The sequence below is a fragment of the Rhodococcus sp. P4_C10 genome (assembly GCF_056402135.1).
Genome location: NZ_JBFUHZ010000010.1, coordinates 24,716 through 48,257 on the forward strand (window position 1 = coordinate 24,716; position 23,542 = coordinate 48,257).

Consider the following 23,542-nt stretch of genomic DNA (forward strand, 5'->3'; position numbering starts at 1 on the left):
CCGGCCGAGATCGGATGACCTCCCGTCGGTCGGGGATCTATGCTGCGAAGGCGACGACGCCCGTGCGCCGCCGTGTGCGGTGTTCGTCGAACGGAGTAGCGGCGATGGTCGCGAATCGTGGGAGACCGGTCACCGTCCTCGCATGCCTGTTCGCGGCGTTACTGCTGGTCCTCGCGGGGTGCACCTCGGGCCCGGCGCCCCGGTCGGGCGGCAACGCCGGCGCCGGCGGCGCCCCGGTCGCGTACCGGGAGCCGGTCCGGCTGTCGAGCAGCGACGGCGTCCTCGAGGTGCGACTGTCGGCCCACCAGGGCACGGTCGCGCTCGACACCGCCGCGGCGCCGGTCTCGAACTTCCTGCTCTTCGGGTACGAGGTGATCAGGGGCACGGCGTCGGACGGCTCGACGAGGGGGGACGACATCTACCCCGCGCCGACGTTGCGGGTCGACCCGGGCGAGCGCCTGATCATCCACTACGACAACGACCTGCAGGACCTGACGATCGAGGACTTCTACGACCCGGCCTTCACCCCCGCCGGCGGCGAGGTGCCGATCTACCCGCCCACGCTGGCGTCCGCGCCGCTGAACCTGCACACCCACGGGCTGCACGTGAGCCCCGACGGCAACGCCGACAACGTCCTGCTCGACATCCCGGCCGGGATGGGCAACGTCTACGACTACGCGGTGCCGACGGACATGCCGAACGGCATGTACTGGTACCACAGTCACCGCCACACGCTCACCGCCCAGCAGACCTACCTGGGGCTCGCCGGCCTCCTCGAGATCGGGCGGCCCGACGGCAACCTGCCGCTGGTCACACAGCACGACATCCCGATCCGCGACATGGCGTTGCAGTACAACTTCGTCTTCGACCGCAAGGGCGGCAGCCACCAACTCAACGACCCGAACTGGCCGCAGTACGTGAGCACGCTGACACCGCCGACGGACTCGCAGCTCGCCGACGGCAGCTACCGGCCGAGCCTGGCCCCGGTGAACTTCGCGGAGGCGACGGAGGGCTCCCGGTACGTCACCAACTGGTACAGCGGACCACTCTCGCCGGCCAACCACCGTGGGCAGAACCAGTTCGTGCCGGGCAACCTGCAGACCTTCACGAGCGATTCGACGACCGTCCCGGCGGACCCGTCGCTGCCCGAGACCGAGCGCGACGTGCAGTATACGGTGAACGGACAGTTCCAGCCGGAGCTGAAACTCGATCCCGGCCAGACGGAGATCTGGGTGCTGGCGAACATCAGCGACTTCGCCTACATGCCACTGCGTCTCACCGAGACGGCCACCGGCAACCACCCGACGTTCGCGGTCGTCGGGCAGGACGGCAATCCCTTCACCCGGGTGGAGCCGCCGGTCGGCGGCGACGGCACCCGGCTCGTCGTCCCGCCCGGGTCGCGGTTCGCGATCGCGGTGACGATGCCGAAGGTTGGCGACCTCGTCCTCGACATACCGCCACTGGAAGGGGCCGAGCCCGTCACCAACCCGGGCGTGCTCTACACCAACAACGGCACCGACGACCCGCCCGCGGTGCTGGGCACGGTGACCGTGGACCCGTCGGTGATCAGCTACGCCGACGGCTTCTTCACCTTTCCCACCCAGACGCTGCTGCACGCGACCCCAGGCAGCGGCCAGGGACGGACGACGGCGTTCGAGCCCGGCCAGAACCTCGACGCCTACACGTCTTTCGTGGACACCTCGGTGATGACGCCGGACGTGAAGCGCACGCTCACGGTCTCGGGCGGCTTCGGCAACGAGAAGGCCAGCACGAGCGACCCGAAGGCATTCACCTACGAGTTCGACGACAACACCTTCCCGAACATCCCGCTGATCCAGCCCCGGCTGAACTCGGTGGAGGAGTGGACGATCACCAACCTCAACAACGACGAACACCCGATGCACATCCACGTCAACGACTTTCAGGTGATGGAGGTCGTGGACCCGGTGGCGGGCACGAGGACCGGGGTGCAGCCGTGGGGCATGGACAACGTGAACGTGCCCGCGCCGGTGACCGACGAGAACGAGGCCGCGCTCGAGCCGGCCTCGGTGACGCTGCGCACCAAGTTCACCGAGTACACCGGCACCTTCGTGATCCACTGCCACCGCCTCAACCACGAGGACAACGGGCTGATGGCCCTCGTCAGCGTGATCCCGGAGGTGTCCACGTACGCGGTCGCGGTGCCGGGGTCGCCGGGCACCCCCGCGACGGTGCGGGTGCACGACGGCAACGGCGACAACGTGATTGCCGCCGTGACGCCGTTCCCGTCCTTCGAGGGAACCCCGACGGTGGCGATGGCCGACGTCAACGGCGACATGGTGCTCGACCTCGTGGCCGGGACCGGTGCGGGCGTGGCCCCGGAGGTGGTGGTCTACGACGGCGCCGACCGCGCCGACCGCGCCGTCGGACCGTTCACCGCCGAGCTGGCGCGGTTCGCGCCGTTCGACGCCGACTTCCGTGGCGGGGTGACCGTGGCCGGTGCGGACATCGACGCGAACGCCTTGGCCGACAATGTCATCGTGGGTACCGGCCCGGGCGCCCCGTCGCTGGTGAAGGTGTTCTCATCGACGCTGCCGGCGGAGCGGGGAACGGCGCCGGAGGTGTTCGCGAGCTTCGCGCCCTACCCGGGATCCGAGGCCGGGTTCACGGTCGCCACCGGTCTGGTCGACACCGCCTCGGGACGGGCCAGCATCGTCACCGCGCCGGGGCCGGGGGAGGCGCCGTGGGTGAAGACGTTCCGCTACGACCTGTTCCAGCCGACCGCCGCCGCGTCGGCGAGGGGCGGGCACGGCTCACACGGCGGGCACGGCGCTGCCGGCGTCGGCCCGGGCGAGCCGACGATGACGTCGGAGTTCCTGGCCTTCGACGAGGGGTACACCGGGGGTGTCTCGCTCGCGACGGGCTGGGTGGCCGGCGCCGAGGGCGGCGCGAAGAGCATCGTCACCGGCATGGTCGGCGGGTCGGGCACGGTGCGGGCCTGGTCGAGCGGGTCGCGCCTCGACGGCGAGCCGGGGATGTACACCGAGAGCCCGGACCACCACTCGGGCGCAGTGGATTTCCGGCAGATCGCCTCGTTCGAGCCGTTCGCGGGCGGCGGGGTGCGGGTGGCCGTCACCAGCACCACCACCGGCGCGGACCTGCTGGTCAGCGGCATGGGTGCGGCCGGCGCCGAGGTGCGCAAGATCGCGCTCGGCCGGGCGGACCCGCAGGCGACGACGGTGGTGCCGACTGTCGTCGGTGCGCTGGCTGCGCTGCCGGGAGCAGCGGGGTCGGTTCCGTTGGGCGGCCGGTAGTTTCGACAACAAGGGACCTGGCGGCAGTCCTCGGCGCGGCGGCGTGACTCGCCGCTGGCCGACGCGTCAGGGTCCGCCGGCGTACCGACCGGCCAGCTCCGCGCCGATCCGCGCCAGCTCGGCGCGCACCGACTGCGGCTCGAGCACCTCGACCGCGTCTCCCCAGCCCGCGAGGTTGCGGGCGATGTCCAGGGCCGTGGGCGCGGCCAGGCGGATCCGGGCGCGGCCGTCGTCGTCCTCGCCGTCGCGGTGGCAGTGGCGGCCGAAGTGGTCGCGCAGGATCGATGCGTTCCTCGGTTCGATCAGCACGGTCGCCCAGGTGGCCGAGCGCCGCTCCTCCATCTTCCCGGTGACCTCCTCCCAGGCGGCGGCCAGTTCGAAGTCGTCGGGCCGGTCGGCGGGCTGGTCGGTGGTCTCGGCCTCCGCGATCCGGTCCACCCGGAAGGTGCGCCGACCGCGATCGGTCCCGGCGATCAGGTACCAGGTGTCGTCCTTGTCGACCAGACCCCACGGCTCGACGAGGCGTTCGCTGCGTTCCCGGGCACCGCTGACGTAGACCAGACGGACCTTTCGCCGGCGGACCACGGCGTTCTGCAACAGCTCCACCACCTCCGGGCGGTCACGGTTGCGCTCGCCCCAGCGGGTCGGGTCGATCATGACGGCCTCCGCCGCCGCCTCGGCCTCGGCCCGGAACGTCTGTGGCAACGCGCGCACCAGTTTGCGCAGTGCTGCCTTGGCCTCGCCCGACACCGCCGCGGCCGGGCCGACGAGCAGGAACAGGGCCTGCGCCTCGGTGGCGGACAGGCCGGACAGGTCGGTGCGGGCGCCGCCGACGAGTGACCAGCCGCCGCCGCGTCCGGCCTGCGGGTACACCGGGATGCCGGCGCTCGACAGCGCCTCCAGGTCGCGGCGCGCGGTGGCCACGGACACCTCGAGCTCGTCGGCGAGCTCGGCGGCCGTCACCCGGCCGCGGGCCTGCATGAGCAGGAGGCTGGCGACGAGTCGGTCTGCGCGCATGTTTTTCAGTTTCCCCGTAAAAGTGCTCAGTTGGTGAGCACTTTGGTCGGAAAGATGGGTCCTGTCACCAACCGAACGAGGGAAGGAACCACCGATGTTGCGAGGACTCACCACCGTCAGCTTCTTCGCCGACGATGTCGCGGCCGCCAAGGACTGGTACACCGAGGTGCTCGGCATCGAGCCGTACTTCGCCCGCGAGATCGACGGGCACACCGCGTACGTCGAGTTTCGCATCGGCGACTTCCAGCACGAGCTCGGCATCGTCGACGCCCGGTTCGCGCCGCACGCCCGATCGGAGCAGGCCGCCGGCCAGGTGACCTACTGGCACGTGGACGACGTCGACGCGAGCTTCGAGCGGCTGCTGTCGCTCGGCGCCACCGTGCACGACAAGCCGGTCGAACGCGGACCAGGATTCGTCACCGCCTCCGTCGTCGACCCGTTCGGCAACATCCTCGGGGTGATGTACAACCAGCACTACCTCGACGTCCTCGGTGCGAAGGAGTCGTGAGGCGAACGCCACCGAGGCACTAGGGGACCTGAAAGGTCCCGAGCCCCGGGTTGACCAGAATCTTGTACCCCCACATGCCGTACGGGACGACCGTGTCGACGGCGGCGATCGCGGCGACCGTGCCGCTGCCGGTGACCGCCGTTGCGGGGGCGTATCGGCACCAATCCTCCGGTGCGGGGTCCCGGGTGTAGTCCCGCTCCACGATCCGGAGCGTGGTGGTGCCGGCGGCGCCGGTGGTCAGGTTCCGCCAGTTCACCGCCATGTCGAAGCAGTAGGTCCAGTCCGGAGCCCGCTCCGTCGCGAAGGTCACCTCACCGGATACACCCGTCGTCGCCGACGGCGTCACGGTCGTCAGCGGCGGCAGGTTCCAGCACGGGAACGTACTGCCCACGCATCCCACGAGGAACCGCACCGGGACCTGGAACACCGTGGTCGTCGCCGGTACCGGAGGCGGGTTGGCCGTCGCCGCGGCGGACGCGCAGAGCGGGAGGGCGAGCGCGGCCACGGATGCCGCGATGCGGGCGACGGCCGAACGACGAATTGCTGTGCGGCGCATGGCGTCAGCCTCCGGTAGATGTCGAGCTCGCGTGAGGCGGCGTCACTGCTCACCCTCCGCCGGCACGCGAGCCGCCGTGATGTGGGTCAGCACGCACAGCCAACGGTCGTCGCGTCGGACGAACATGTCCGACGTCCATTCGTCGGCCTCGAAGCGTTGGCCCCCGTAGTGCGCGGTGTTCGTCACCCGCGCCGTGAACACCGCGGTGTCACCGTAGACCCGGACCCTCGCCCCGCCGGCCCGGTCCATGGCGGAATGGGTCAACTCGCCCGATCTGACGAAGCCCAGGAACTGCGACTTCGGTGAGATCCCCGACTCGGAGACGATCACCCAGTCGTCCGCCATGAAGGCGGCAATTCGTTCGGCATCGTTGGAGACGATCGCCTCGTACCAGTCGTCGCAGATCGCGACGAGTTCCGCCCCGGCACCCGCGATCAGGTCGTCGTCCATGGAGTGCTCCCTCCCTCGCGTCGGGCAGTGCCACTCAGTTGTCGGGCACCACGGCGCCGCTGGCGGCGTCGACGTTCACGTCGTAGTCCCAGCCCTGGGTGTTGCGGATGTGGACGTGCCACACCGTCTTTCCGTTGTCCTGCTCGATCTCGGACGCGATGACCGTGCCACCGGGAACGGTGGCGACGGCGGTCTGCTCGGCCTGTTCCTTGGGGACCGTCACACCGGCGGGCGGCACGACGGGCGGCGTGGAGCTCTCGTCGTCCCGGTCGTCGCTCTCGGGTACCACCGCGCCGCTGGCGGCGTCGACGTCCACGTCGTAGTCCCGGCCGCCGGCGTCGCGGATGTGGACGTGCCACACCGTTCTTCCGTTGTCCTGCTCGAGATTGGACGAGGCGACGGTGCCGCCGGGGACGGTCGTGAGGGCGGTCTGTTCGGCCTGTTCCTTGCTGATCGTGGGCATCGCCGCCGTGCCGGTGCCCGGGGGCATGGACATTGACGCCATGGCGGTGCTTGTCGAGGCCGGGGGAGCCTCGTCGTCATTCGAGCCGCATCCCGCCAACAGCAGTAGCGAAGCCGCGGCAATGGGGATCAGGCTCGCACCTTTCACAATTCTCGTGGTCATTGCGGGGTCCTCGATTCCATCGACGGCGTGAACCTGCTCAACACGATACGCAGCGGCTCGTGGATCCGAGTGTCGTTGTCCACCATTAGTATTCGGCAGCAAACGAGTTCCGTGCAGGGGCTGTCGCCGCCGCGACCCGGGGCGTTGGCGACGGGTCGAAGCGGTGGGCGGCTTCTCAGCGGGGAGTGTCCTGGTCCCTCCCCGAGGCGAGGTCATCGCACCGCACCCGGACGAGCAGTTCGCCCTGGCGTCTGAGGTACTCCCGGCCGCCGTCGTCGCCGGCGGCGCTGTCGCGCAACGGCCCCCAGTGTGTCCGGGCCGCGACGACGGGATGGCCGGGGCGCTCGCCGAAGAATGCTCGGGCGAGCCCGCTCGGCGCCCGATCCGCGGCCCGGATCACCCGTGCCACGACGCGACCGTCGACGTCCGGCAGGTCGACCAGGTGCACGGCCAGGTACCGCGCGTCGGGGTCCCCGGCGGCCGCGGTCAGCCCGGCGCGCAGTGACTCGCCCATCCCGTCGGCCCAGCGCCTCGCGTACACGGCCTCGGCGCCCTCGGGCAGCGGCACATCGGCGGCGCCGAGCGCCACCAGGACCCGCCCACAGCCGCCGCCGCGAAGCGCGTCGACGGCAAGCTGAAGCCAGCGTCCCTGGTGTGCCAGGACTTTGGGTGACCCGTACCGCCTGCCCGCGCCCGCGGCGAGGAGCAGGCCCAGCACCTCGCTCACGACGCGCCCCGGCCGTGGATCGGGCCGGTCAGCCCGCCGAGCCGGCGCCCGGAGCCGCCCCGGCGCAGTGCGATGATCTCCGCGAGGATGGAGACGGCGGTCTCCTCCGGGGTCTGGGCGCCCAGGTCGAGGCCGATCGGTGCGGACAGGCGGGCAAGTTCGGCGTCGGTGACACCGGCCGCGCGGAGTCGGTCCACCCGGTCGAGATGGCTGCGGCGGCTGCCCATCGCGCCCACGTAGCCGGCACCGGACCGCAGCGCGACCGTCAGAACCGGCACGTCGAACCTCGGGTCGTGGGTGAGGACGCAGATCGCCGTCGAAGGGCTGACCGGCGCCTGCCCGAGGTACTGGTGTGGCCACATGACCACCACCTCGTCGGCCTCCGGGAACCGCTCCCTGGTCGCGAACACCGGGCGGGCGTCGCACAGGGTCACCGAGTACCCGAGCGTCTTCGCGGCCCGGGTGAGCGCGTGTGCGAACTCCATGGCCCCGAACACCAGCATCCGCGGCGGCGGGGTGACCGACGAGATCAGCACGGCCAGGCAGTTTTCCGTACACTCGCCGTTCTCGCCCAGCCGCACGGTGGTGGCGGTACCGGCGTCGAGGTGGGTCCTGGCCCGGGCCACGACCGCGGCGTCCAGGAGCGGATCGCCGCAGGACCCGGCGCAGGACTCGGCGGTGACGACCACCGTCCCGCCCAGACGGGGGCCGCGGGAGACGACCGTCCCGCATGCGACCGGCCGCCCTGCCGCGACCGCGTCGGCCGCCAGCGCGAGACCCGGGAGTGCGCCGGGCCCGGCCGGCTGCACCAGCACCGCCATCGATCCGCCGCACATCAGGTCCGCCCCGCCGAACTCGTCGTCGCCGACGGCGTACCGGCGGACGACGGGCCGCCCGGTGTCCATCACCTCGACGGCGGTGTGGAACAGGTCGCTCTCGACGCAGCCGACGGAGATGCTCCCGGCCACCACACCGTCCCGCGCGACCGCCATGACGGTGCCGACCGGGCGGGGGGTAGACCCCGACGTGCAGGCGATTGTCGCGAGGGCGCAGTCGGTTCCGGCCGCCTGCCAGGCGGCGACCTGCTGCAGGACCTCGCGCGTCGTCACGGCAGCGTCCAGAACTGCCTGGTCACCAGGTAGAAGACGACCACCCAGAACGTGGTGGCCGCCGCGACGATCGCGGCCCCGCGGAGGTTCGTCCTCGCCTCCGGCACGTCCGGGGGCGGTCGCAGCCAGCGCCTCAGCAGTCGGTTCACGTAGTACGGCATCGTCACGAAGGTCATCGCAAAGCTGGACAACAGGTTTCCGACGAGCAGCCCGAGCCAGAGCGGCATCTTCAGCGGCGACAGCGCGAGGGTGAGCAGAACGACACTGGGGTAGAGGCCCACCCAGACGGCGACGGACGTCTTGGTGTCCGACGGCGGCGGTGCCTCGTTTCCCTTCTCGTCGAACGCGAACCAGCTGCCGAAGGAGTTGTCGACGGTGCGGGAGGCGAACTCGTGGAACCGCTCGCCCTCGGCCAGGAGCTGCTGCCGCTTGTCGGAGGTGAGCCACGTGAAGAGGTTCGCGGCGTTGTCGTAGCGGTAGAGCGCGGTCCACTCGTCCTGGATCCCCTCGATGGGGCGGAACAGTTCGCTGCCACGAAAGCCCTCGAACTTGCACTCCGCCAGCCGCATCCGGTTCTGCCACTCGAGGAAGGCGTCGATGTTGTCGGGCGCCACGCGGTGGGTCACGACGACCGTCACCAGTTGGTCCGTCGGCCGGGATCCGCCGGTGATCACCTGCTGCGTCGCGGGGCCGTCGAGGTACTGCTGCCCCCGGTCGAGCCAGGCCTGGCGGGTGGCGCTGTTGATCCAGGCCTGCACGTTGGCGACGGAGTCGAAGCGGTAGACCACCACCCAGTCGGGTTGCACGGCGGTGGGCGCGGCGATCTGGGCGCCGAGGAAGCCGGCGTAGTGCGACGCGGCGACGTTGATCTCCTCCTGCCAGGCCTTGAACTCCGACTCGAAGCCCGGTCGCACCCGCTGCCCGATGATCACCGTTGCGGTGTCGCGGACGCGTTCCTCGGCCGTCATCGCACTCTCCTACGGTTGCGCCGGCGGGCGGTGGGCCGGCGCCCCGGCCAGTCGGCCGTAGATGCGCTCGGGGGTGAGCGGCAGCGCCCGGTAGCGCACCCCGGTCGCGTTCTCGAGGGCGTTGGCGAGCGCCGGCGCGACCGGGTTGATGCAGCACTCAGCCATGCCCTTCGCGCGCATCGGCCCGACGGAGTCCGCCGACTCGACCAGCAGCACCTCGGTGCGGGGCACGTCGGCGTAGGTGGGGATGCGGTAGTTGCGCAGGTTCGGGTTGACCATGTTGCCGCCGCCGTCGACGTGGAAGTTCTCCGTCAGCGCGAACCCGATGCCCTGCGCGACGCCGCCCTCCACCTGGCCCCGCACCTGCGCCGGGTTGATCGCCACCCCGGCGTCGGTGGCGTGGACGCTGCGCAGGATCCGGACCTCGCCCGTCACCCGGTGCACGGCGATGCGGAATCCGTGCGTGTTGGACACGACGCTGCGCGGCGACCCGTACGCCTTGCGCGCCGCCGCGAACCGGATGCCGCGCCTGCGGCCCGCCTCCACCAGTTCGGCCAGCGACAGGCGGGTGCCGCCGCAGACGACGCCGTCGTCGTCCATCGCGCAGGAGGCGGCGGCGACGCCGGCCCGCGCGGCCGCGAAGGCGAGGATCCGGTCGCGCAGGGCGTCCGCCGCCCGCAGCACCGCGGTGCCCGCGACGAACAGGCCCGCGCTGGCGAACGCGCCGGTGTCGAAACCCGTTCGGTCGGTGTCGGACTGGACCAGACGCACCCGCGACGGCGTGGTCCCCAGTTGGTTCGCCGCGATCTGCACGTGTGCGGTGGAGGTGCCCTCGCCGAACTCGACGGTGCCGACGGCGAGCTCGTAGACACCGTCGTCGCCGAGGGTCACCCAGGCCTCGGAGACATGCTCGGTCGGGGGAGCGGTCTCGTGCAGCGAGCTCGCGGCGCCGGTCCCGACGAGCCAGTCGTCGCCGGCCGGTGGCTCGGGACCGCCGGCCCGCAGCGCCTCGTCGACCAGGTCGATGCACTTCCCGAGCCCGTCCTCCGCGAACACGACGTCGTCGGGCCCGTCCTCGAACGCGACGAGCGAGTCGCCGGGGCGCACGATGTTGCGGCGTCGCAGCTCGAGCGGGTCCATGCCGAGCGCGACCGCCAGCTCGTGCATCGCGGACTCCACCGCGAACGCGGGCTGGGTCATGCCGTACCCGCGCAGTGCGCCGCTCGGCACGGTGTTCGTGTACACGGAGTACGCGTCGTACTTCTTGTTGGCGCAGCGGTAGATGGAGACCGCCGCCCCGCCCGCGAACAGCGTCTCGCCGCCGTGGTTTCCGTAGGCGCCGGTGTTGGAGACGCAGCGGATCTTCATCGCGGTGAGGGTGCCGTCGGCCTTCGCGCCGAGGGTGACCGTCAGCTTCATCGGGTGCCGGGGCGAGGCCGTCGTGAACTCCTCCTCCCTGGTGAACTCCAGGCAGACCGGGCGCCCGGTGTCCAGCGCGGCGAGGGCCACCAGGTCCTCGGAGATCACCTCCTGCTTGCCGCCGAACCCGCCGCCGACCCGCATGCAGAACACCCGCAGCTGGTCGGGGCGCAGGGCGAACAGGTGGGCCAGCTTGACCTTCGCGATCGAGGGCGACTGGGAGCTGGTCCGCACGTGCAGGCGGCCCTCCTCCATCCACGCGATGGACCCGTGCGTCTCCAGGTGCGCGTGCTGCACGCGCGGGGAGGAGTAGGTGCCCTCGTGGACGACGTCGGCCTCGGCAAACCCGGCTTCGACGTCGCCGACGTGCCCGTGCAGTTCGAGCAGGACGTTGTGCACGGGGTCCCGCACGAACGGGTCGTGCGAGCCGTGCAGCGCGGGCGCGCCGTGGGCCATCGCCTGCTCGGGGTCGAACACCGCGGGCAGCACGTGGTACTCGACGACCACCCGGCGGCAGCCCTCCTCCGCGGCCGCGACGGTGTCGGCCAGCACCGCGACCACCCGCTGCCCGACGAAGCGCACCGTGTCGTCGAGGATGTAGGTGTCGTCCGGGTCGACGAGGTGGTCGGTGTGGATCGCGGTGGTGAAGCGCTTCCGCGGCACGTCCTCCCAGGTGTAGACGCGGTGCACGCCGGGCACCGCGAGCGCCGCGGACTTGTCGATCGAGACGATGCGGGCGTGCGCGTGCGGCGAGTGCAGCACCTTCAGGTGCAGCAGGCCCTCGATCTGGGTGTCCATGGTGAACTCGGCGCGGCCGGTCACCACGTCGGTGGCGGCCGGGGCGCCGACGCTGGTGCCGACGGCACGGCCGGGCTCCGCGACCTCGATCGCGGCGACCCCGTGCACGGCGTCCTCGATCGACCGGTAGCCGGTGCAGCGGCAGAGGTTTCCCTTGAGTGCGCGCGGCAGGTCCGCCTTCTGCTCGTCGGTGAGGCTCGCGCAGGTCATGACCATGCCGGCGGTGCAGAAGCCGCACTGGAAGCCAGGGGCATCGCGGAACTGTCGTTGCATCGGATGCAGATTCTCGGGAGTGCCCAGGCCCTCGATCGTCGTCACCGCGCGGCCGKCCGCGCGGAACGCGGGGGTGATGCAGCTGTGTACCGGATCGCCGTCGAGCCACACCGTGCAGGCGCCGCAATCGCCTGCGTCGCAACCCTTCTTGACCCCGTGGTGGCCGAGTTCCCGCAAGTGCGTCCGCAGGCACTGGCCGGGGCGCGGCTCCTCGTCGAAGGTCTTGCCGTTGACGGTGTACGTCATGACCGGTCTCCCGACTAGAGCTCGATGCGGATCTCCTCGGCGAAGTGCCGCGCGAGGTGGTGGCGGTGCTCGGGGGTGCCGTTCGGGTCGTCGAACCACAGGTCGTCGGGGAGGGAGTCGATGCTGCGCCGCATCGTCTCGGTGTCCGGCACGGTCTCGAACTGCAGGCGCACCGGGCGCGTGGTGCCCGCCGTGATGGTGAGGGCGAGGTCGGCGGTGCCGGGGGTCTGGGTGGCGATCATGAACAGGGTGGAGCGCCCCAGCCGGGTGAGGGTGAAGCGGCGGTGGGTGTGGCGTTTGCGCAGCGCGGTGGCCGGGATGTCGATGCGGCGCAGAACCTCGCCGGGCGCCAGCACATTCCGGTGGTCGCCGGTGACGAAGTCGGCCGCGTCGACGATGCGCTGCGATCCGTCGGGCGCCCACAGCGTGTAGGTCGCCTCGAGTGCCACGGTCATCGTGATCATCGGGCCCGCGGGCAGCGACATGCAGATGTTACCGCCCACGGTCGCCGAGTTCCACACCTTGAACGAGGCCAGGAACGCCTCGCAGCTCGTCCTCAGCAGCGGGCCGGCCCGCCAATCACTCTGCGGCGCAAGGTCGTACAGATCACGTACCGTGCACGTCGCGCCGATCTCCAAGCCGGACTCGCTCGGCACGAGGGCGTCCCAGCCGAGTGCGGTGAGGTCCACCAGCCTGCGCAGTTCGGGCTGCGGAACGGAGAACAGCCAGGTTCCCCCGGCCAGCCAGGCATCGCCGTCGCGCCAGTCCGCGCCGGGGCGGTCGGGTGGTCGCCGCACGACATCGCTGATGGTGTTGAGATCCATGGGACCGCTCCCGTCAGGGAATGTGTCGTGCCAAACATACGCCGACCGGGTCCGCGCGGGTCGGCGTTTGGGGCGCCGGGAGGCATATTCGTGCGGCCTCGTATGGCTGGTCCGGCCGGGTGGGTCTCCGTATGGCGCGCCTGGCGTGGCGGTGCTCAGTTTCCCGGGGTGATCAGGCCCGATTCGTATGCGAGCACCACGGCCTGCACCCGGTCACGCAGGTCCAGCTTCGACAGAATTCGTCCCACATGGATTTTCACGGTGCCCTCGGACACCTGCAGGTCGCCCGCGATCTCGCGATTCGACCGGCCTGCCGCGAGCCCGGCGAACACCGTCCGCTCCCGGTCGGTGAGCGCGTTGAGCACCGTGTCGCGCCGGGCCTGCCGGTCCGGTTCGGGCAGAAGCGGCATGAACTGGTCGATCAGGCGTCGGGTCGCGGTCGGAGCGAGCACGGCCTCCCCGTCGGCCACCGTGCGAATCGCGGCGAGTAGAGCCGTTGGGGGCGCGTCCTTGAGCAGAAACCCGCTGGCACCGGCCTTCAGGCCGGCATAGAGGTACTGGTCGACATCGAAGGTGGTGAGGATCAGGATCTTGGAGGCGGGCTGGGCGTCGAGAATGGCGGCGGTGGCCGCGATGCCGTCCATGGCAGGCATCCGGACGTCCATCATCACGACGTCCGGTTCGAGGGCCGCCGCCATCCGGACCCCGGCCGCGCCGTCCCCGGCCTCGCCGACCACCTCGATATCGGACTCGGCCTCCAGGATCAGCCGAAATCCCATTCGCAGCAGGGATTGATCGTCGACCAACAGCACACGAATCACGTGCTCTCTCCTTCGTCCAAGCGAAGCCGCGCGGAGACCCGCCAACCGCGGGGCCCCCTCGGACCGGACCGCAATATGCCGCCATATGTGTGGACTCGCTCCCGCATGCCGATCAGGCCGCCGCCCCCGCCGGACGGCGTCGTCGCGGCCGCCCCGGCACCGTCGTCCTCGACGTCCACCCGGATCTCGCCGGGCAGGTACCGCAGGCGCACCGAGGCGCGGGTGCCCTGGCCGCCGTGTTTGAGGGTGTTGGTGAGCGCCTCTTGCACCAGCCGATAGACCGTCAGCTGGATGGTGGCGGGTAGGTCGGTGGCGTTCCCGTGCACCTCGAGTGAGGTCGGCAGTCCTGCGTCACGCACCCGGGCGATGAGCACGTCGAGTTCGGCCAGGTCCGGGACGGGCGTGAGCGCGTCATCCCCGGGGTTCCCGGTCTCGTTCTCGCGCAGGACTCCGAGCAGCCTCCTGGTGTCGGCCAGTGCCTGTCGGCCGGTGGCGGACACAGTGCGCATCACCTCGATCCCGCGTTCGGGCGAGGTTGCGCTCGCGGCGACCGCACCCTCGCTGAGGGCAACCATGACGGTCAGGTGGTGCGCGACGATGTCGTGCATCTCGCGGCTGATCCGCGCGCGTTCAGCGGCCGCGGCCAGCTCGCCCTGCTGGTCGCGCTCGTGTTCCAAACGCACCGCGCGATCGCGGAGTTCGGCGAGGTATGCGCGCCGCGTCGATGCGTACAGTCCGAGCCCGAGTGCGGTACCGACCAGGCCCGACACGAGGATCGAGGCGTGCCACCAACTGCCGTCAGTGCTGCGGACGGTGGCGACGATCATGGCGAATTCGAGGACGGCCGCCGCCGCAAGCGCCTCCAGTCGCGATTGCGCCGCGGCGACGGTGTAGAGCGCGATGAGCAGGCCCAGGTCGGCGGCGAGATTGTCGTTCCAGAGCCCGACGGCGACCGCGCTGATCAGGACCCAGGTGAATACCGGGATCGGAAAGATGCGCCGGATCGTCAGCGGGGCAAGCACGACGACCAAGACCGCGATCGCGACCCAGGGCGGGCCCTCGCCGTCGTGGAACAGGTCGGGCATCGCCACCGCCACCGCCAGCGCCGCGACGATCGCATCAAAGGCCCAGCGGGCCGACGAGCGGTCATCGAGATGTTCCGCCGGGCGGAGGCAACGCATGGTGGTCATTGTCGCGTGTGCCCCCTCTATCGCCTCGGTGACTCCGACTCGATCGACGCTAGAACCACTATGCCCGTCTTTGCATCGTCCGAGCGGACACAATCGGGGCCTGTCGGGTATGCCCCAAGGCCTATGCGCATGTACGCCGCAGGTCGCGATCTTTCTGAAATACGTAGTCCTGTATCGGTTTTAGTGAATTCAACTGCTCTACTGGGTCGGCGTCCAGGGTGGATGCGCTGGATCGGGAGGGCAGGTCGATGTCGATCAATTGTGAATTGCGTTCGAGGAGGGCCCTGTGCGCCGTCGTGGGGGCGCTCGTGGTGGCGGTCGGGGCCACCGGATGTGGTGGCACGGGTGAGGGCTCCGCATCGGTTGTCTCGGAGTCCTCGGCGCCCGCCGGCGTGCAGATGGATCAGGCGACGACCGCGAAGCTGGACTCGGCAATAGCGGAGGCGGTCAGTAAGACCGGGGTACCGGGCGCGATCGTGGGCGTGTGGGGACCGAACGGCAGCTATGTCAGAGCGACGGGGACGGCGGACACCGCGACCGGTGCTCCCATGAAGACCGACTTCTACAGCCGGATAGGTAGCGTGACCAAGACTTTCACCGCGACGGCTCTGCTGCAGCTGGTCGATGAGGGCAAGGTCGGACTCGATGATCCGATCTCGAAGTACGTCGACGGTGTGACCGAGGGCGACAGAATCACCCTGCGCCACCTGGCGGGCATGCGAAGCGGGCTGGCCGACTACACGTACGCCGAACAGTTCGTCACCGATTTCCTTGCCGACCCCAAGGGGGATTTCAGCCCGGGGCAGCTGGTGGGATACGTCAAGGGCGACCCGCTGCATTTCGAGCCGGGTGACCGGCTTGAATACTCCAACACCAACTTCATCCTGCTGGGGATGGTCGTCGAGAAGGTATCGGGGGACTCGCTGACGAACGTCATCAAGGGGAAGATCCTTGAGCCGCTGGGGATGAAGGACACCAACTTTCCCACGTCGAACGCTTTTCCGGAGCCGCACGCTCAGGGTTACACGACGCAGACGAAGGACGAGACGCTCGGGGTCGCGACCGATTGGAATCCGTCGTGGGGGTGGGCGGCCGGTTCGATGATCTCGACGCTCGACGATCTGCGGACCTGGGCGCACGCGCTGTTCAAGGGCGACCTGCTCGACGCGGATACCCAGCGGCAGCGATTGCAGATGCTGCCGGCTCAGGAGATTGATGGCGTCGGGTATGGCCTCGGGGTCTTCGATGTGCAGGGATGGATCGGGCACAACGGGAGCCTGCCCGGCTACAAGAGCGTCGTCGTGTACCTGCCGGAGAAGGATCTGACCATGGTCATTCTGATCAACTCGGACGTCGACACGCTGGACACCGGGTCGAGCGGTGTCCTCGCCACCGCGATCACCGAGGTGATCAGTCCCGATCACCTCTACACGTTGAGCGGATAGGTCCGGTAGCCGGCCAGGCGCGCATTCGCGCTGTCGGTTTCGGGGCCTCGGAGGCGGCCAGATATGATGGGCGCGCTTTGTCCGCCTCCTTAGCTCAGTGGTAGAGCACTCGCCTTGTAAGCGAAAGGTCGTCGGTTCAATCCCGACAGGAGGCTCCACCGGAAACGGGCGTCTGCCAGTAGAAATGCTGGGGCGCCCGTTTTCGTCGTTTCCGGTGGCCACTCGGCGGTCGAACGCGGCCGGGAGCGGGACGCCGAGCGGTCAATTCTTGGCCTCGCACGGGCGGGGCGGCGGAGTTAGTCTGAGGCCCCGGCGGGCCGCAGAGAGGGCTGGACCAGCCGGGGCTGCACCGCCCGTGCAGGAGGCGGGCGGTGCAGTCGGTGACGATAGCGTAAATCGCTTTGACCAGCCACTATACGGACGTCCAACTATCCGGGGGTGCCCGGGCGGCGGGTTCGGTGGGCGCCGTCGCCGGTCGGTGTTCGACACTCTCCGAGTCGTGCACATCTGCCGAGAATCGGCCGTCGGGCATTTCCCGGCCCCGGTCTGTTGCATTCGGCAGGTGGGAGGACGAGCGTGGACAGTGCTCCACTCTTGCGGAGCAACCCGTCGAGGTCGTTCCGCATCTGTCCCGACGGTATCTCTGGAGGAATCATGCTGGGACTCGTGATCGGACTCGGCGGTGCCGCGGTCGGCATCGGACTCGGGCTTGCCGGCGCGGCGGTTGGTGTCGGAATCGGACTGCTCGGTGCCGGCGTCGGAATCCTGCTCAGTGACGTGAAGGCCAAGCATCACATTCGCCCGCTCGAACCCTGACCGGGTACGTGGTGACCGATGCGGCGATCCTCCCCGATCGTGGTGAGGACGCCGACCGAGATTCGGGTGCCGCCCTCGCACGGCACCCGCTGGCCTGGCTGCACTCGCACCTGACCCACAGGCGTGGGGTCACGGGTGCCCGGCCCGTCCCCGTCGGCGCGAACGAGGTCCTCGAGCGGTTGGCGACCCTGCCCGTCAGCGTGTGGACCTACCGCTTCGACCACGACTCGGTGCGGCACCTCGGTCCGATGGCGCAGGACTTCGCCGACACCTTCGGGCTGGGGTCGAGCGATCGCACCATCGCGGTCGTCGACGCGAACGGCGTCTGCCTGGCCAGCGTCCAGGCGCTCTACCGACGTCTCGTCGCGGTCGAGACCGAACTGGCCGAGTTGCGTGCCGAGCCGCCCGGGGCCGTCGACCGGGAGCCTTGAGCCGCGGAAAGCGGATTCGGGCACTATCCTCTGTCGGACACCGCCTTTCGGTGAAGGAGCGAGATGCCCGAGACCCGTGATGCCTGAGACAACGATCGACGCACCCGGCGGGCCGATCGGCGCGGTGCTCGAGGTTCCGGCGGGGGCCGGTCCGTGGCCCGGCGTGGTGGTGGTGCACGACGCGCTGGGGCTGAGCCGCGACATCCGGGGCATCGCCCGCCGGATTGCCGACCGCGGCTACCTGACCGTCGCGCCCGACCTCTACTCGCGTGGCGGCATGGTCCGCTGCGTGACGCGGACCTTCCGGGAGCTGATCCGGCGTCACGGCCGGTCGATCGACGACCTGAACGCCGCCCGCGAGATGCTGCTCGCCCGACCGGACTGCGACGGGGCGGTCGCCGTGGTGGGCTTCTGCATGGGCGGAGGTTTCGCGCTGGTCATGGCGCCCAAGGGTTTCGACGCCGCGGCACCGTTCTACGGGCCGCTGCCCCGGCATCTCGACGAGGCGCTCGGCGGGGCCTGCCCGATCGTCGCGAGCTTCGGTGCCCGCGACCCGGTCCTGCGCGGCGCCGGGCCGAAGCTGACCGCCGCGCTCGAGCGCCTGGACGTGCCGCACGACGTGGCGACCTACCCCGGCGTCGGCCACAGTTTCGCGAACCAGTTCCCGGTCGGGCCCGCGGCGCCGCTGCTGCGGGTCGTCGGGATGGGCTACGGCGCCGAGCAGTCCGAGGACGCCTGGCGCCGGGTCTTCGCCTTCCTCGACGCGCACCTGCCGTCGCCGCCGGCGGAACCCGGCAGCTAGGTCAGCTCGGTCCCGTTGGCGCGGCCGCCCTTGAGCCACCGCCCGGGCAGCCGGCCGGCGAGGTCGCCGAGCGGCCCGACCGCTGAGCTGAGCACCCCGACCGTCTCGCGGAGCAGTTCGATGCTGTCGCCCATCTTCTCCAGGTTCGGGGCCAGGGCCGCCAGCGTCTCCGACAGCGACACGATCTGGTCCAGTGGGCCGCCCTCGGCGATGATGCGTTCGACGGCGCCGTCCTCGGCGAGCAGTGTCTCGAGGATGCCGCCCTCCTCGAGCGCACGGTCGATGAGGCCGCCCTCCTTGGTGAGGGTTTCGAGCGGTCCGGCGCTGGCGGTGAGCCGTTCGAGCGGGCCGTCCTCCGCGGTGAGCCGGTCGAGCAGGCCTCCGGGGGCGAGCAGGCGCTCGACCGGGCCGTCCTCGTCGAGCAGTCGGTCGACCGGCCCGCCGGTGGCGAGCACCCGCTCGAGCGGCCCGCCGGGCTCGATGATCCGCTCGAGGGTGCCGCCGGGGGCGGTCAGCCGGTCGACCACGCCGCCCGGTTCGAGCAGCCGGTCCAGCGGACCGCCGGGCCGCATCGCCTGGCCCAGCGGTCGCTGGTCGGAGGCCAGTTCGGCGACCTGCTGCAGCAGCTTCAACGGGCCCGACGGGTTGGCCGAGGACGCCCCGCCGCCCGATGACGCCGACAACATCAGCCGTGCGGCGCTGAGCGCGGTCTCGGCAACGCCGAGCGCCGAGTCGGCGAGCGAGAGACTCACTCGGGCCGGCAGTGTGACGAGCGCCACCAGGTTCATGCGGTAACTGTAGCCCGGTGCCGATGGACAATTCGGGCCCCGAGCGGCGCCGACGCAGGGCCTGTCAGTGCAGGACCTTGAGCCCGACCACGCAGCCGACGATGCCGAGGATCAGCAGGACCTTCACCACCGACGCGGACTCGCTGCCCGTGACCATGGCGTAGGCCACGGTCAGGCTGGCGCCGATGCCGACCCAGACCGCGTACGCGGTGCCGATCGGCAGGGTGCGCATGGCGTAGGCCAGGCCGACCATGCTGGCGGCGAGCGCGACGCCGAACACCGCGGTGGGTGCGAGACGGCTGAAGCCGTCGGACTTGCCGAGGGCGGTGGCCCAGACGGCTTCGAGGACACCGGAAATGACGAGAATGATCCATGCCATGGTGACTGATTCTCCCAAGGCACCGTCTTGTCGCTGTCCGGGTACGGTGCGCTCGTCCGGGGTGTCAGAGTGACGCCACCACCGTAGCAACAGCTCACGGTCGAACCGAAGCCACTGTGAGCAATCTGTCCCGGCGGCCGCCGCGCGGCTCACAGGAAGTTCCCAGCGAACCATCAGCCGGCGGACAGGGCCCGCGGTGATGATGGGGAACGTGAGTGCCAACCGAACCGAAGCCCGGGTGCTGGTCGTCGACGACGAGCCGAACATCGTCGAACTGCTGTCCGTGAGCCTGCGCTTCCAGGGATTCGAGGTGGCGACCGCGTCCAACGGCGCGGAGGGACTGGACCGGGCGCGGGCGTTCCGGCCCGACGCCCTGATCCTCGACGTGATGATGCCCGGCATGGACGGCTTCGGCCTGCTGCGCCGGCTGCGCGCGGACGGCGTCGAGGCGCCGGTGCTGTTCCTCACCGCGCGGGATGCCGTCGACGACAAGGTCACTGGGCTGACCCTCGGCGCGGACGACTACGTGACCAAACCGTTCAGCCTCGAAGAGGTGGTCGCGCGGCTGCGGGTGATCCTGCGCCGCGCCTCCCGGGACGGCGACGTCGCCCCGCCGTCCCGAATCCGGTTCGCCGACATCGAACTCGACGACGACACCCACGAGGTGTGGAAGGCCGGCGAGCCGGTGGCGCTCTCGCCGACCGAGTTCACCCTGCTGCGGTACTTCATGGTCAACGCGGGCGTGGTGCTCAGCAAGCCGCGGATCCTGGATCACGTGTGGCACTACGACTTCGGCGGCGAGGTCGGTGTGGTCGAGTCCTACGTGTCGTACCTGCGGCGCAAGGTGGACACCGGGGACACCCGGCTGATCCACACGCTGCGCGGCGTCGGGTACGTCATGCGCGAGCCCCGGTAGGGGGCGTGATGCGCCCGCTGCGCCGGATGCCGTTGCGGTTCACCCTGGTCGCCGCGCTGCTGGTGCTCGCCGGTCTCGGCCTGCTGGCGTCGGGGGTCGCGGTGACCTCGGCCCTGGAGAACTCCCTGATCGCCCGCACCGACGCGACGCTGCGCGACGCCGCGCATGGCTGGGCGAAGCCGCGGGGGGACCGGCCCCTGCCGCCGCCGGGCGAGGCCGGACCCGCCCGGCCGCCCACCCAGTTCTACGTGCGCACGGTGACGAACGACGGGACGGTGAACCCGCCGATCAACGACGGCAAGCTCGACCCGGACCTGCCGGTGGACCCCGGCCCGGACCCGGTGACGGTCGGCTCGATCGGGCACCCCGACCAGCACTGGCGGGCCCTGACCGCCGTCACCCCCGAGGGCGCCGTCACGGTCGCGATCCGGCTCGCCGACGTCGACCAGACCGTGGAACGGCTGGTCGGACTGCAGGTGGGGATCGGCGTCGTGGTGCTCAGCGTGCTCGGCGTCGCGGGCTACCTGGTGGTGCGCCGCAGCCTGCGTCCGCTGGTGGAGGTGGAGCACACGGCGGCGGCGATCGCGGCGGGGGACCTGCACCGCCGGGTCCCCGAGCGCGACGAGCGGACCGAGGTCGGCAGGCTGTCGGTGGCGCTCAACGGGATGCTCGCGCAGATCCAGACCGCGTTCGCCGCGACCGAGGCGTCCGAGGAGTCCGCCCGGCGCTCCGAGGGCCGGATGCGCCGGTTCGTCGCCGACGCCAGCCACGAACTGCGCACCCCGCTGACCACCATCCGCGGCTTCGCCGAGTTGTACCGGCAGGGCGCGACCACCGACACGGACATGCTGATGGCGCGGATCGAGGGGGAGGCGTCGCGGATGGGTCTGCTCGTCGAGGACCTGCTGATGCTCGCCCGGTTGGACGCGCAGCGACCGCTCGCGCAGGAGCACGTCGACCTGCTGGCGGTGGCCTCCGACGCCGTCCACGACGCCCGCGCGATCGCCCCGGACCGGGAGATCGCGCTGGAGGTGGTGGACGGGCCGGGCTGCCCGCAGGTGCTCGGTGACGACGCGCGGCTACGGCAGGTGCTGACCAACCTGGTGAGCAACGCGCTCGGGCACACCCCGGACTCGGCCTCGGTCACCGTGCGCGTCGGCACCGTCGGGTCGCACGCGCTGCTCGAGGTCGCCGACACCGGTCCGGGCCTGGACGAGCAGGCCCGCGAGCGGGTCTTCGAGAGGTTCTACCGCGCGGACACCTCACGCACCCGGCAGTCCGGGGGCAGTGGTCTGGGCCTGTCGATCGTGGCGGCCCTCGTCGCCGCCCACGGCGGCACCGTCACTGTCGAATCGCCCGCGGCGGGCGGCGCGGTGTTCCGGGTGCTGTTGCCGCGCGCCGACGCCAGGCGCTGACGCGCTCGTGCGGTTGACGGGTCCACAGACCCGTCAACTCGCCTGTCCCGATGCGGCGTTCGAGCTCGGCGATGTTGTCGACGCTCTCCACGCTGCCGCCGGCCAGTCGCCCGTCACGCAGCGACTTGCCGAGGCCGACGCAGCCGACGCTCATGGTGATCGCCCCGGTGGTCTTCTTCGCCCAGCCCGCCAGCGACAGGTCGCTGCCCTCGAACGCGGGCGCGTCGAACCGGCGCGAGCTGGCGTCGAGGACGTCCGCGCCGGCGTCGACGAGGGCGCCCAGGATCAGGCCGAGCTCCTCGGGGGTCTCCGCGATCCGGGCCGTGAAGTCCTGCTGCTTGTGCTGCGAGAACCGGTACACGATCGGCAGGTCATCGCCGATGGCCTCCCGGATCGCGCGGACCACGGCGACGGGGAACGCGGTGCGGCGCTGCAGGTCTCCGCCCCAGGCGTCGTCGCGAAGGTTGGTCGAGGACCACAGGAACGAGTCCAGCAGGTAGCCGTGGCCGCCGTGGATCGCGATGCCGTCGAAGCCCAGCTCGACGGAGGTGCGGGCGGCGCTGGCGTAGGCGGCGATGACGGCGGCGATGTCGTCCTCGGTCATCGCGGCGGTCTCCGGCACGGCCCGGTCGACGTACTCCTGCGGGTACGAGGTGACGCCGGGCGTGCCCCACACGCCGGACGGGCGCATCGGTGCGATGTGCGGCATGTCGGTCATCGCGCCGAAGAGGGGCCCGACGTGCCAGAGCTGCGGGACGATCCGCCCGCCGGCCTCGTGCACCTGGTCGACGACGCGCCGCCAGCCGTCGCGGGCCGCGGGGGTGTGCATGTTCGGCACGTCCGGGTGGTCGATCGCGCTGGGGTGGTCGATGCCGACGCCCTCGGTGACGATCAGCCCGGTGCCGCCCTCAGCCCGGCGGCGGTAGTACTGCGCGACGTCCTCGGTCGGCACCCCACCGGGGGAGAAGGTGCGGGTCATCGGGGACATGGCGATGCGGTTGGGCAGCTCGAGCCCACGGATGCGCAGGGGCTGGTGGAGCGGGGATGCAGTGGTGGTCACGCTAACAACCAATCGCTCGGGCGCTCCGATTGCATCCCGAATCCCGGTTAGCGGGACCCGGGGCCGGTCGGACGTCGACGCGTGACCCACGCGTCAGCCCTCGGGAGGTCCGCCCCGGGGTGCTCACAACTCCTCCACGAACGACCAGAACCCGGGCGTTTCGTCGACGCGCAGGCGGGTCAGCTTGCGGTAGCTGATCAGCCATTCGCCGTCGACCTTGCGGTAGGTCTCGTGGTAGTGGCCGTACCCGTGCAGGTGGTGCTCGGTGGTCTCGTCGGACCACCAGAGCTTGTCCTCCATGGACCAGATCCCGGTCGCGGTGGTCGGCGAGGTGAGGGTGATCTCCGGGCAGTGGGCGTGGTGGACGGTGGTCACGAAGACCGGGCCGTCGAGGAGCCGGCTGATGGCGCGGGTGAGCGCCTCGCCGCCGACGACCCGGTTGGCCTCGCCGTCGGTCCCGGGCTGCTTGTCCGCCGGCAGCCCGCCCCACGACTGGCTGACGATGTCGTCGGTGTGGAACGACGCGTAGCGGTCCCACTGCTTGGTGTCCATGCACCGCAGTCTGGCCGCGAAGAGCCGCTTGATGGCCTCGACATCGGCGAGTTGGCCGGCCAATTCGGTGGGATCGGATCCGGTTCCGGTCACTGTTTCTCCTGGTCAGTCGCG

General features: G+C 70.7%; 23 protein-coding genes, 1 tRNA gene and 1 riboswitch. Of the genes, 9 read left to right on the plus strand and 15 right to left on the minus strand.

Annotation, left to right across the window (positions count from 1 at the left end):
- Window positions 1-104: 104 nt before the first annotated feature.
- A complete protein-coding gene (locus tag AC1DWC_RS08575; RefSeq protein ID WP_477907186.1) occupies window positions 105-3,293 on the plus strand; it encodes a multicopper oxidase family protein in 3,189 nt (1,062 codons plus the stop codon).
- A gap of 66 nt (window positions 3,294-3,359) precedes the next feature.
- Here the strand turns inward: AC1DWC_RS08575 and AC1DWC_RS08580 are convergent, their stop codons facing one another.
- Window positions 3,360-4,310, minus strand: a complete 951-nt coding sequence (locus AC1DWC_RS08580; protein ID WP_477907188.1) for a helix-turn-helix transcriptional regulator — start codon at window positions 4,308-4,310, stop codon at window positions 3,360-3,362.
- A gap of 94 nt (window positions 4,311-4,404) precedes the next feature.
- Between AC1DWC_RS08580 and AC1DWC_RS08585 the strand changes: the two genes are divergently transcribed.
- A complete protein-coding gene (locus AC1DWC_RS08585; protein WP_477907189.1) occupies window positions 4,405-4,818 on the plus strand; it encodes a VOC family protein in 414 nt (137 codons plus the stop codon).
- 19 nt (window positions 4,819-4,837) lie between these two features.
- Here AC1DWC_RS08585 and AC1DWC_RS08590 read toward each other — a convergent pair whose 3' ends face one another.
- The 10 genes from AC1DWC_RS08590 to AC1DWC_RS08635 all read right to left on the minus strand — a co-directional run bounded on the left by AC1DWC_RS08590 (window position 4,838) and on the right by AC1DWC_RS08635 (window position 14,824).
- On the minus strand, window positions 4,838-5,374 hold the full coding sequence (locus tag AC1DWC_RS08590) for a hypothetical protein (protein ID WP_477907191.1): 537 nt from the start codon (window positions 5,372-5,374) through the stop codon (window positions 4,838-4,840).
- Between the two features lie 42 nt (window positions 5,375-5,416).
- The gene (locus AC1DWC_RS08595) at window positions 5,417-5,824 is read right to left on the minus strand and encodes a nuclear transport factor 2 family protein (protein WP_477907193.1); all 408 of its coding nucleotides are present in this window, start codon (window positions 5,822-5,824) and stop codon (window positions 5,417-5,419) included.
- Window positions 5,825-5,858: 34 nt separating this feature from the next.
- Window positions 5,859-6,449, minus strand: coding sequence for a PepSY domain-containing protein (locus AC1DWC_RS08600; protein WP_477907195.1), 591 nt, complete (start codon window positions 6,447-6,449; stop codon window positions 5,859-5,861).
- 175 nt (window positions 6,450-6,624) lie between these two features.
- Window positions 6,625-7,176 (minus strand): nucleotidyltransferase family protein, encoded by a 552-nt coding sequence (locus tag AC1DWC_RS08605; RefSeq protein WP_477907197.1) that lies wholly within the window; start codon window positions 7,174-7,176, stop codon window positions 6,625-6,627.
- A complete protein-coding gene (locus tag AC1DWC_RS08610; RefSeq protein ID WP_477907199.1) occupies window positions 7,173-8,285 on the minus strand; it encodes an XdhC family protein in 1,113 nt (370 codons plus the stop codon). Before AC1DWC_RS08610 ends, AC1DWC_RS08605 begins: the two co-directional genes overlap by 4 nt.
- On the minus strand, window positions 8,282-9,253 hold the full coding sequence (locus tag AC1DWC_RS08615; RefSeq protein WP_477907201.1) for an antibiotic biosynthesis monooxygenase: 972 nt from the start codon (window positions 9,251-9,253) through the stop codon (window positions 8,282-8,284). Before AC1DWC_RS08615 ends, AC1DWC_RS08610 begins: the two co-directional genes overlap by 4 nt.
- 9 nt (window positions 9,254-9,262) lie before the next feature.
- Entirely contained in the window at window positions 9,263-11,989 is a 2,727-nt protein-coding gene (locus tag AC1DWC_RS08620) for a molybdopterin-dependent oxidoreductase (protein WP_477907203.1), read from the minus strand.
- A gap of 14 nt (window positions 11,990-12,003) precedes the next feature.
- Entirely contained in the window at window positions 12,004-12,813 is an 810-nt protein-coding gene (locus AC1DWC_RS08625) for an FAD binding domain-containing protein (RefSeq protein ID WP_477907204.1), read from the minus strand.
- A gap of 155 nt (window positions 12,814-12,968) precedes the next feature.
- On the minus strand, window positions 12,969-13,634 hold the full coding sequence (locus AC1DWC_RS08630) for a response regulator (RefSeq protein WP_477907206.1): 666 nt from the start codon (window positions 13,632-13,634) through the stop codon (window positions 12,969-12,971).
- Entirely contained in the window at window positions 13,631-14,824 is a 1,194-nt protein-coding gene (locus tag AC1DWC_RS08635) for a sensor histidine kinase (protein WP_477907208.1), read from the minus strand. The genes AC1DWC_RS08630 and AC1DWC_RS08635 overlap by 4 nt, the downstream gene beginning before the upstream one ends.
- Window positions 14,825-15,072: 248 nt before the next feature.
- Between AC1DWC_RS08635 and AC1DWC_RS08640 the strand changes: the two genes are divergently transcribed.
- The 5 genes from AC1DWC_RS08640 (at window position 15,073) to AC1DWC_RS08660 (ending at window position 18,318) form a co-directional block, all read left to right on the plus strand.
- Window positions 15,073-16,269: a serine hydrolase domain-containing protein gene (locus AC1DWC_RS08640; protein ID WP_477907587.1), complete on the plus strand. Its 1,197-nt coding sequence runs from the start codon at window positions 15,073-15,075 to the stop codon at window positions 16,267-16,269.
- Window positions 16,270-16,352: 83 nt separating this feature from the next.
- Window positions 16,353-16,427 (plus strand) — tRNA-Thr (locus AC1DWC_RS08645).
- A gap of 496 nt (window positions 16,428-16,923) precedes the next feature.
- On the plus strand, window positions 16,924-17,085 hold the full coding sequence (locus AC1DWC_RS08650; RefSeq protein WP_169888124.1) for a hypothetical protein: 162 nt from the start codon (window positions 16,924-16,926) through the stop codon (window positions 17,083-17,085).
- An 11-nt stretch (window positions 17,086-17,096) separates the two neighbouring features.
- A complete protein-coding gene (locus tag AC1DWC_RS08655) occupies window positions 17,097-17,516 on the plus strand; it encodes a tail fiber domain-containing protein (RefSeq protein ID WP_477907211.1) in 420 nt (139 codons plus the stop codon).
- A gap of 79 nt (window positions 17,517-17,595) precedes the next feature.
- Window positions 17,596-18,318 (plus strand): dienelactone hydrolase family protein, encoded by a 723-nt coding sequence (locus tag AC1DWC_RS08660; RefSeq protein WP_477907213.1) that lies wholly within the window; start codon window positions 17,596-17,598, stop codon window positions 18,316-18,318.
- Here AC1DWC_RS08660 and AC1DWC_RS08665 read toward each other — a convergent pair.
- Together AC1DWC_RS08665 and AC1DWC_RS08670 are read right to left on the minus strand one after the other, a co-directional pair.
- On the minus strand, window positions 18,315-19,106 hold the full coding sequence (locus tag AC1DWC_RS08665) for an ABC transporter (protein ID WP_477907215.1): 792 nt from the start codon (window positions 19,104-19,106) through the stop codon (window positions 18,315-18,317). The genes AC1DWC_RS08660 and AC1DWC_RS08665 overlap by 4 nt on opposite strands.
- A gap of 64 nt (window positions 19,107-19,170) precedes the next feature.
- Window positions 19,171-19,485 (minus strand): DMT family transporter, encoded by a 315-nt coding sequence (locus AC1DWC_RS08670; protein ID WP_477837303.1) that lies wholly within the window; start codon window positions 19,483-19,485, stop codon window positions 19,171-19,173.
- A gap of 16 nt (window positions 19,486-19,501) precedes the next feature.
- Window positions 19,502-19,566, minus strand: a riboswitch (guanidine-III (ykkC-III) riboswitch).
- Between the two features lie 118 nt (window positions 19,567-19,684).
- Between AC1DWC_RS08670 and AC1DWC_RS08675 the strand changes: the two genes are divergently transcribed.
- Window positions 19,685-20,401: a response regulator transcription factor gene (locus AC1DWC_RS08675; protein ID WP_477837302.1), complete on the plus strand. Its 717-nt coding sequence runs from the start codon at window positions 19,685-19,687 to the stop codon at window positions 20,399-20,401.
- Window positions 20,402-20,409: 8 nt separating this feature from the next.
- The gene (locus tag AC1DWC_RS08680) at window positions 20,410-21,816 is read left to right on the plus strand and encodes a sensor histidine kinase (protein ID WP_477907217.1); all 1,407 of its coding nucleotides are present in this window, start codon (window positions 20,410-20,412) and stop codon (window positions 21,814-21,816) included.
- Here AC1DWC_RS08680 and AC1DWC_RS08685 read toward each other — a convergent pair.
- Together AC1DWC_RS08685 and AC1DWC_RS08690 are read right to left on the minus strand one after the other, a co-directional pair.
- Window positions 21,743-22,876 carry an oxidoreductase gene (locus AC1DWC_RS08685; protein WP_477907219.1) on the minus strand — a complete coding sequence of 378 codons (1,134 nt, stop codon included), beginning with the start codon at window positions 22,874-22,876 and terminating at the stop codon, window positions 21,743-21,745. The two genes, AC1DWC_RS08680 and AC1DWC_RS08685, sit on opposite strands and share 74 nt — an antisense overlap.
- A 123-nt stretch (window positions 22,877-22,999) precedes the next feature.
- Entirely contained in the window at window positions 23,000-23,521 is a 522-nt protein-coding gene (locus AC1DWC_RS08690) for a nuclear transport factor 2 family protein (RefSeq protein ID WP_477907221.1), read from the minus strand.
- Window positions 23,522-23,542: the final 21 nt, after the last annotated feature.

Coding starts and splice junctions, on each gene's coding strand:
- AC1DWC_RS08660 (WP_477907213.1), top strand. CDS start 17,596: ATGCCTGAGACAACGATCGACGCACCCGGCGGGCCGATCGGCGCGGTG.
- AC1DWC_RS08635 (WP_477907208.1), bottom strand. CDS start 14,824: ATGACCACCATGCGTTGCCTCCGCCCGGCGGAACATCTCGATGACCGC.
- AC1DWC_RS08670 (WP_477837303.1), bottom strand. CDS start 19,485: ATGGCATGGATCATTCTCGTCATTTCCGGTGTCCTCGAAGCCGTCTGG.
- AC1DWC_RS08615 (WP_477907201.1), bottom strand. CDS start 9,253: ATGACGGCCGAGGAACGCGTCCGCGACACCGCAACGGTGATCATCGGG.
- AC1DWC_RS08595 (WP_477907193.1), bottom strand. CDS start 5,824: ATGGACGACGACCTGATCGCGGGTGCCGGGGCGGAACTCGTCGCGATC.
- AC1DWC_RS08575 (WP_477907186.1), top strand. CDS start 105: ATGGTCGCGAATCGTGGGAGACCGGTCACCGTCCTCGCATGCCTGTTC.
- AC1DWC_RS08590 (WP_477907191.1), bottom strand. CDS start 5,374: ATGCGCCGCACAGCAATTCGTCGTTCGGCCGTCGCCCGCATCGCGGCA.
- AC1DWC_RS08680 (WP_477907217.1), top strand. CDS start 20,410: ATGCGCCCGCTGCGCCGGATGCCGTTGCGGTTCACCCTGGTCGCCGCG.
- AC1DWC_RS08585 (WP_477907189.1), top strand. CDS start 4,405: ATGTTGCGAGGACTCACCACCGTCAGCTTCTTCGCCGACGATGTCGCG.
- AC1DWC_RS08625 (WP_477907204.1), bottom strand. CDS start 12,813: ATGGATCTCAACACCATCAGCGATGTCGTGCGGCGACCACCCGACCGC.
- AC1DWC_RS08675 (WP_477837302.1), top strand. CDS start 19,685: ATGATGGGGAACGTGAGTGCCAACCGAACCGAAGCCCGGGTGCTGGTC.
- AC1DWC_RS08580 (WP_477907188.1), bottom strand. CDS start 4,310: ATGCGCGCAGACCGACTCGTCGCCAGCCTCCTGCTCATGCAGGCCCGC.
- AC1DWC_RS08665 (WP_477907215.1), bottom strand. CDS start 19,106: ATGAACCTGGTGGCGCTCGTCACACTGCCGGCCCGAGTGAGTCTCTCG.
- AC1DWC_RS08640 (WP_477907587.1), top strand. CDS start 15,073: ATGTCGATCAATTGTGAATTGCGTTCGAGGAGGGCCCTGTGCGCCGTC.
- AC1DWC_RS08650 (WP_169888124.1), top strand. CDS start 16,924: ATGCTGGGACTCGTGATCGGACTCGGCGGTGCCGCGGTCGGCATCGGA.
- AC1DWC_RS08600 (WP_477907195.1), bottom strand. CDS start 6,449: ATGACCACGAGAATTGTGAAAGGTGCGAGCCTGATCCCCATTGCCGCG.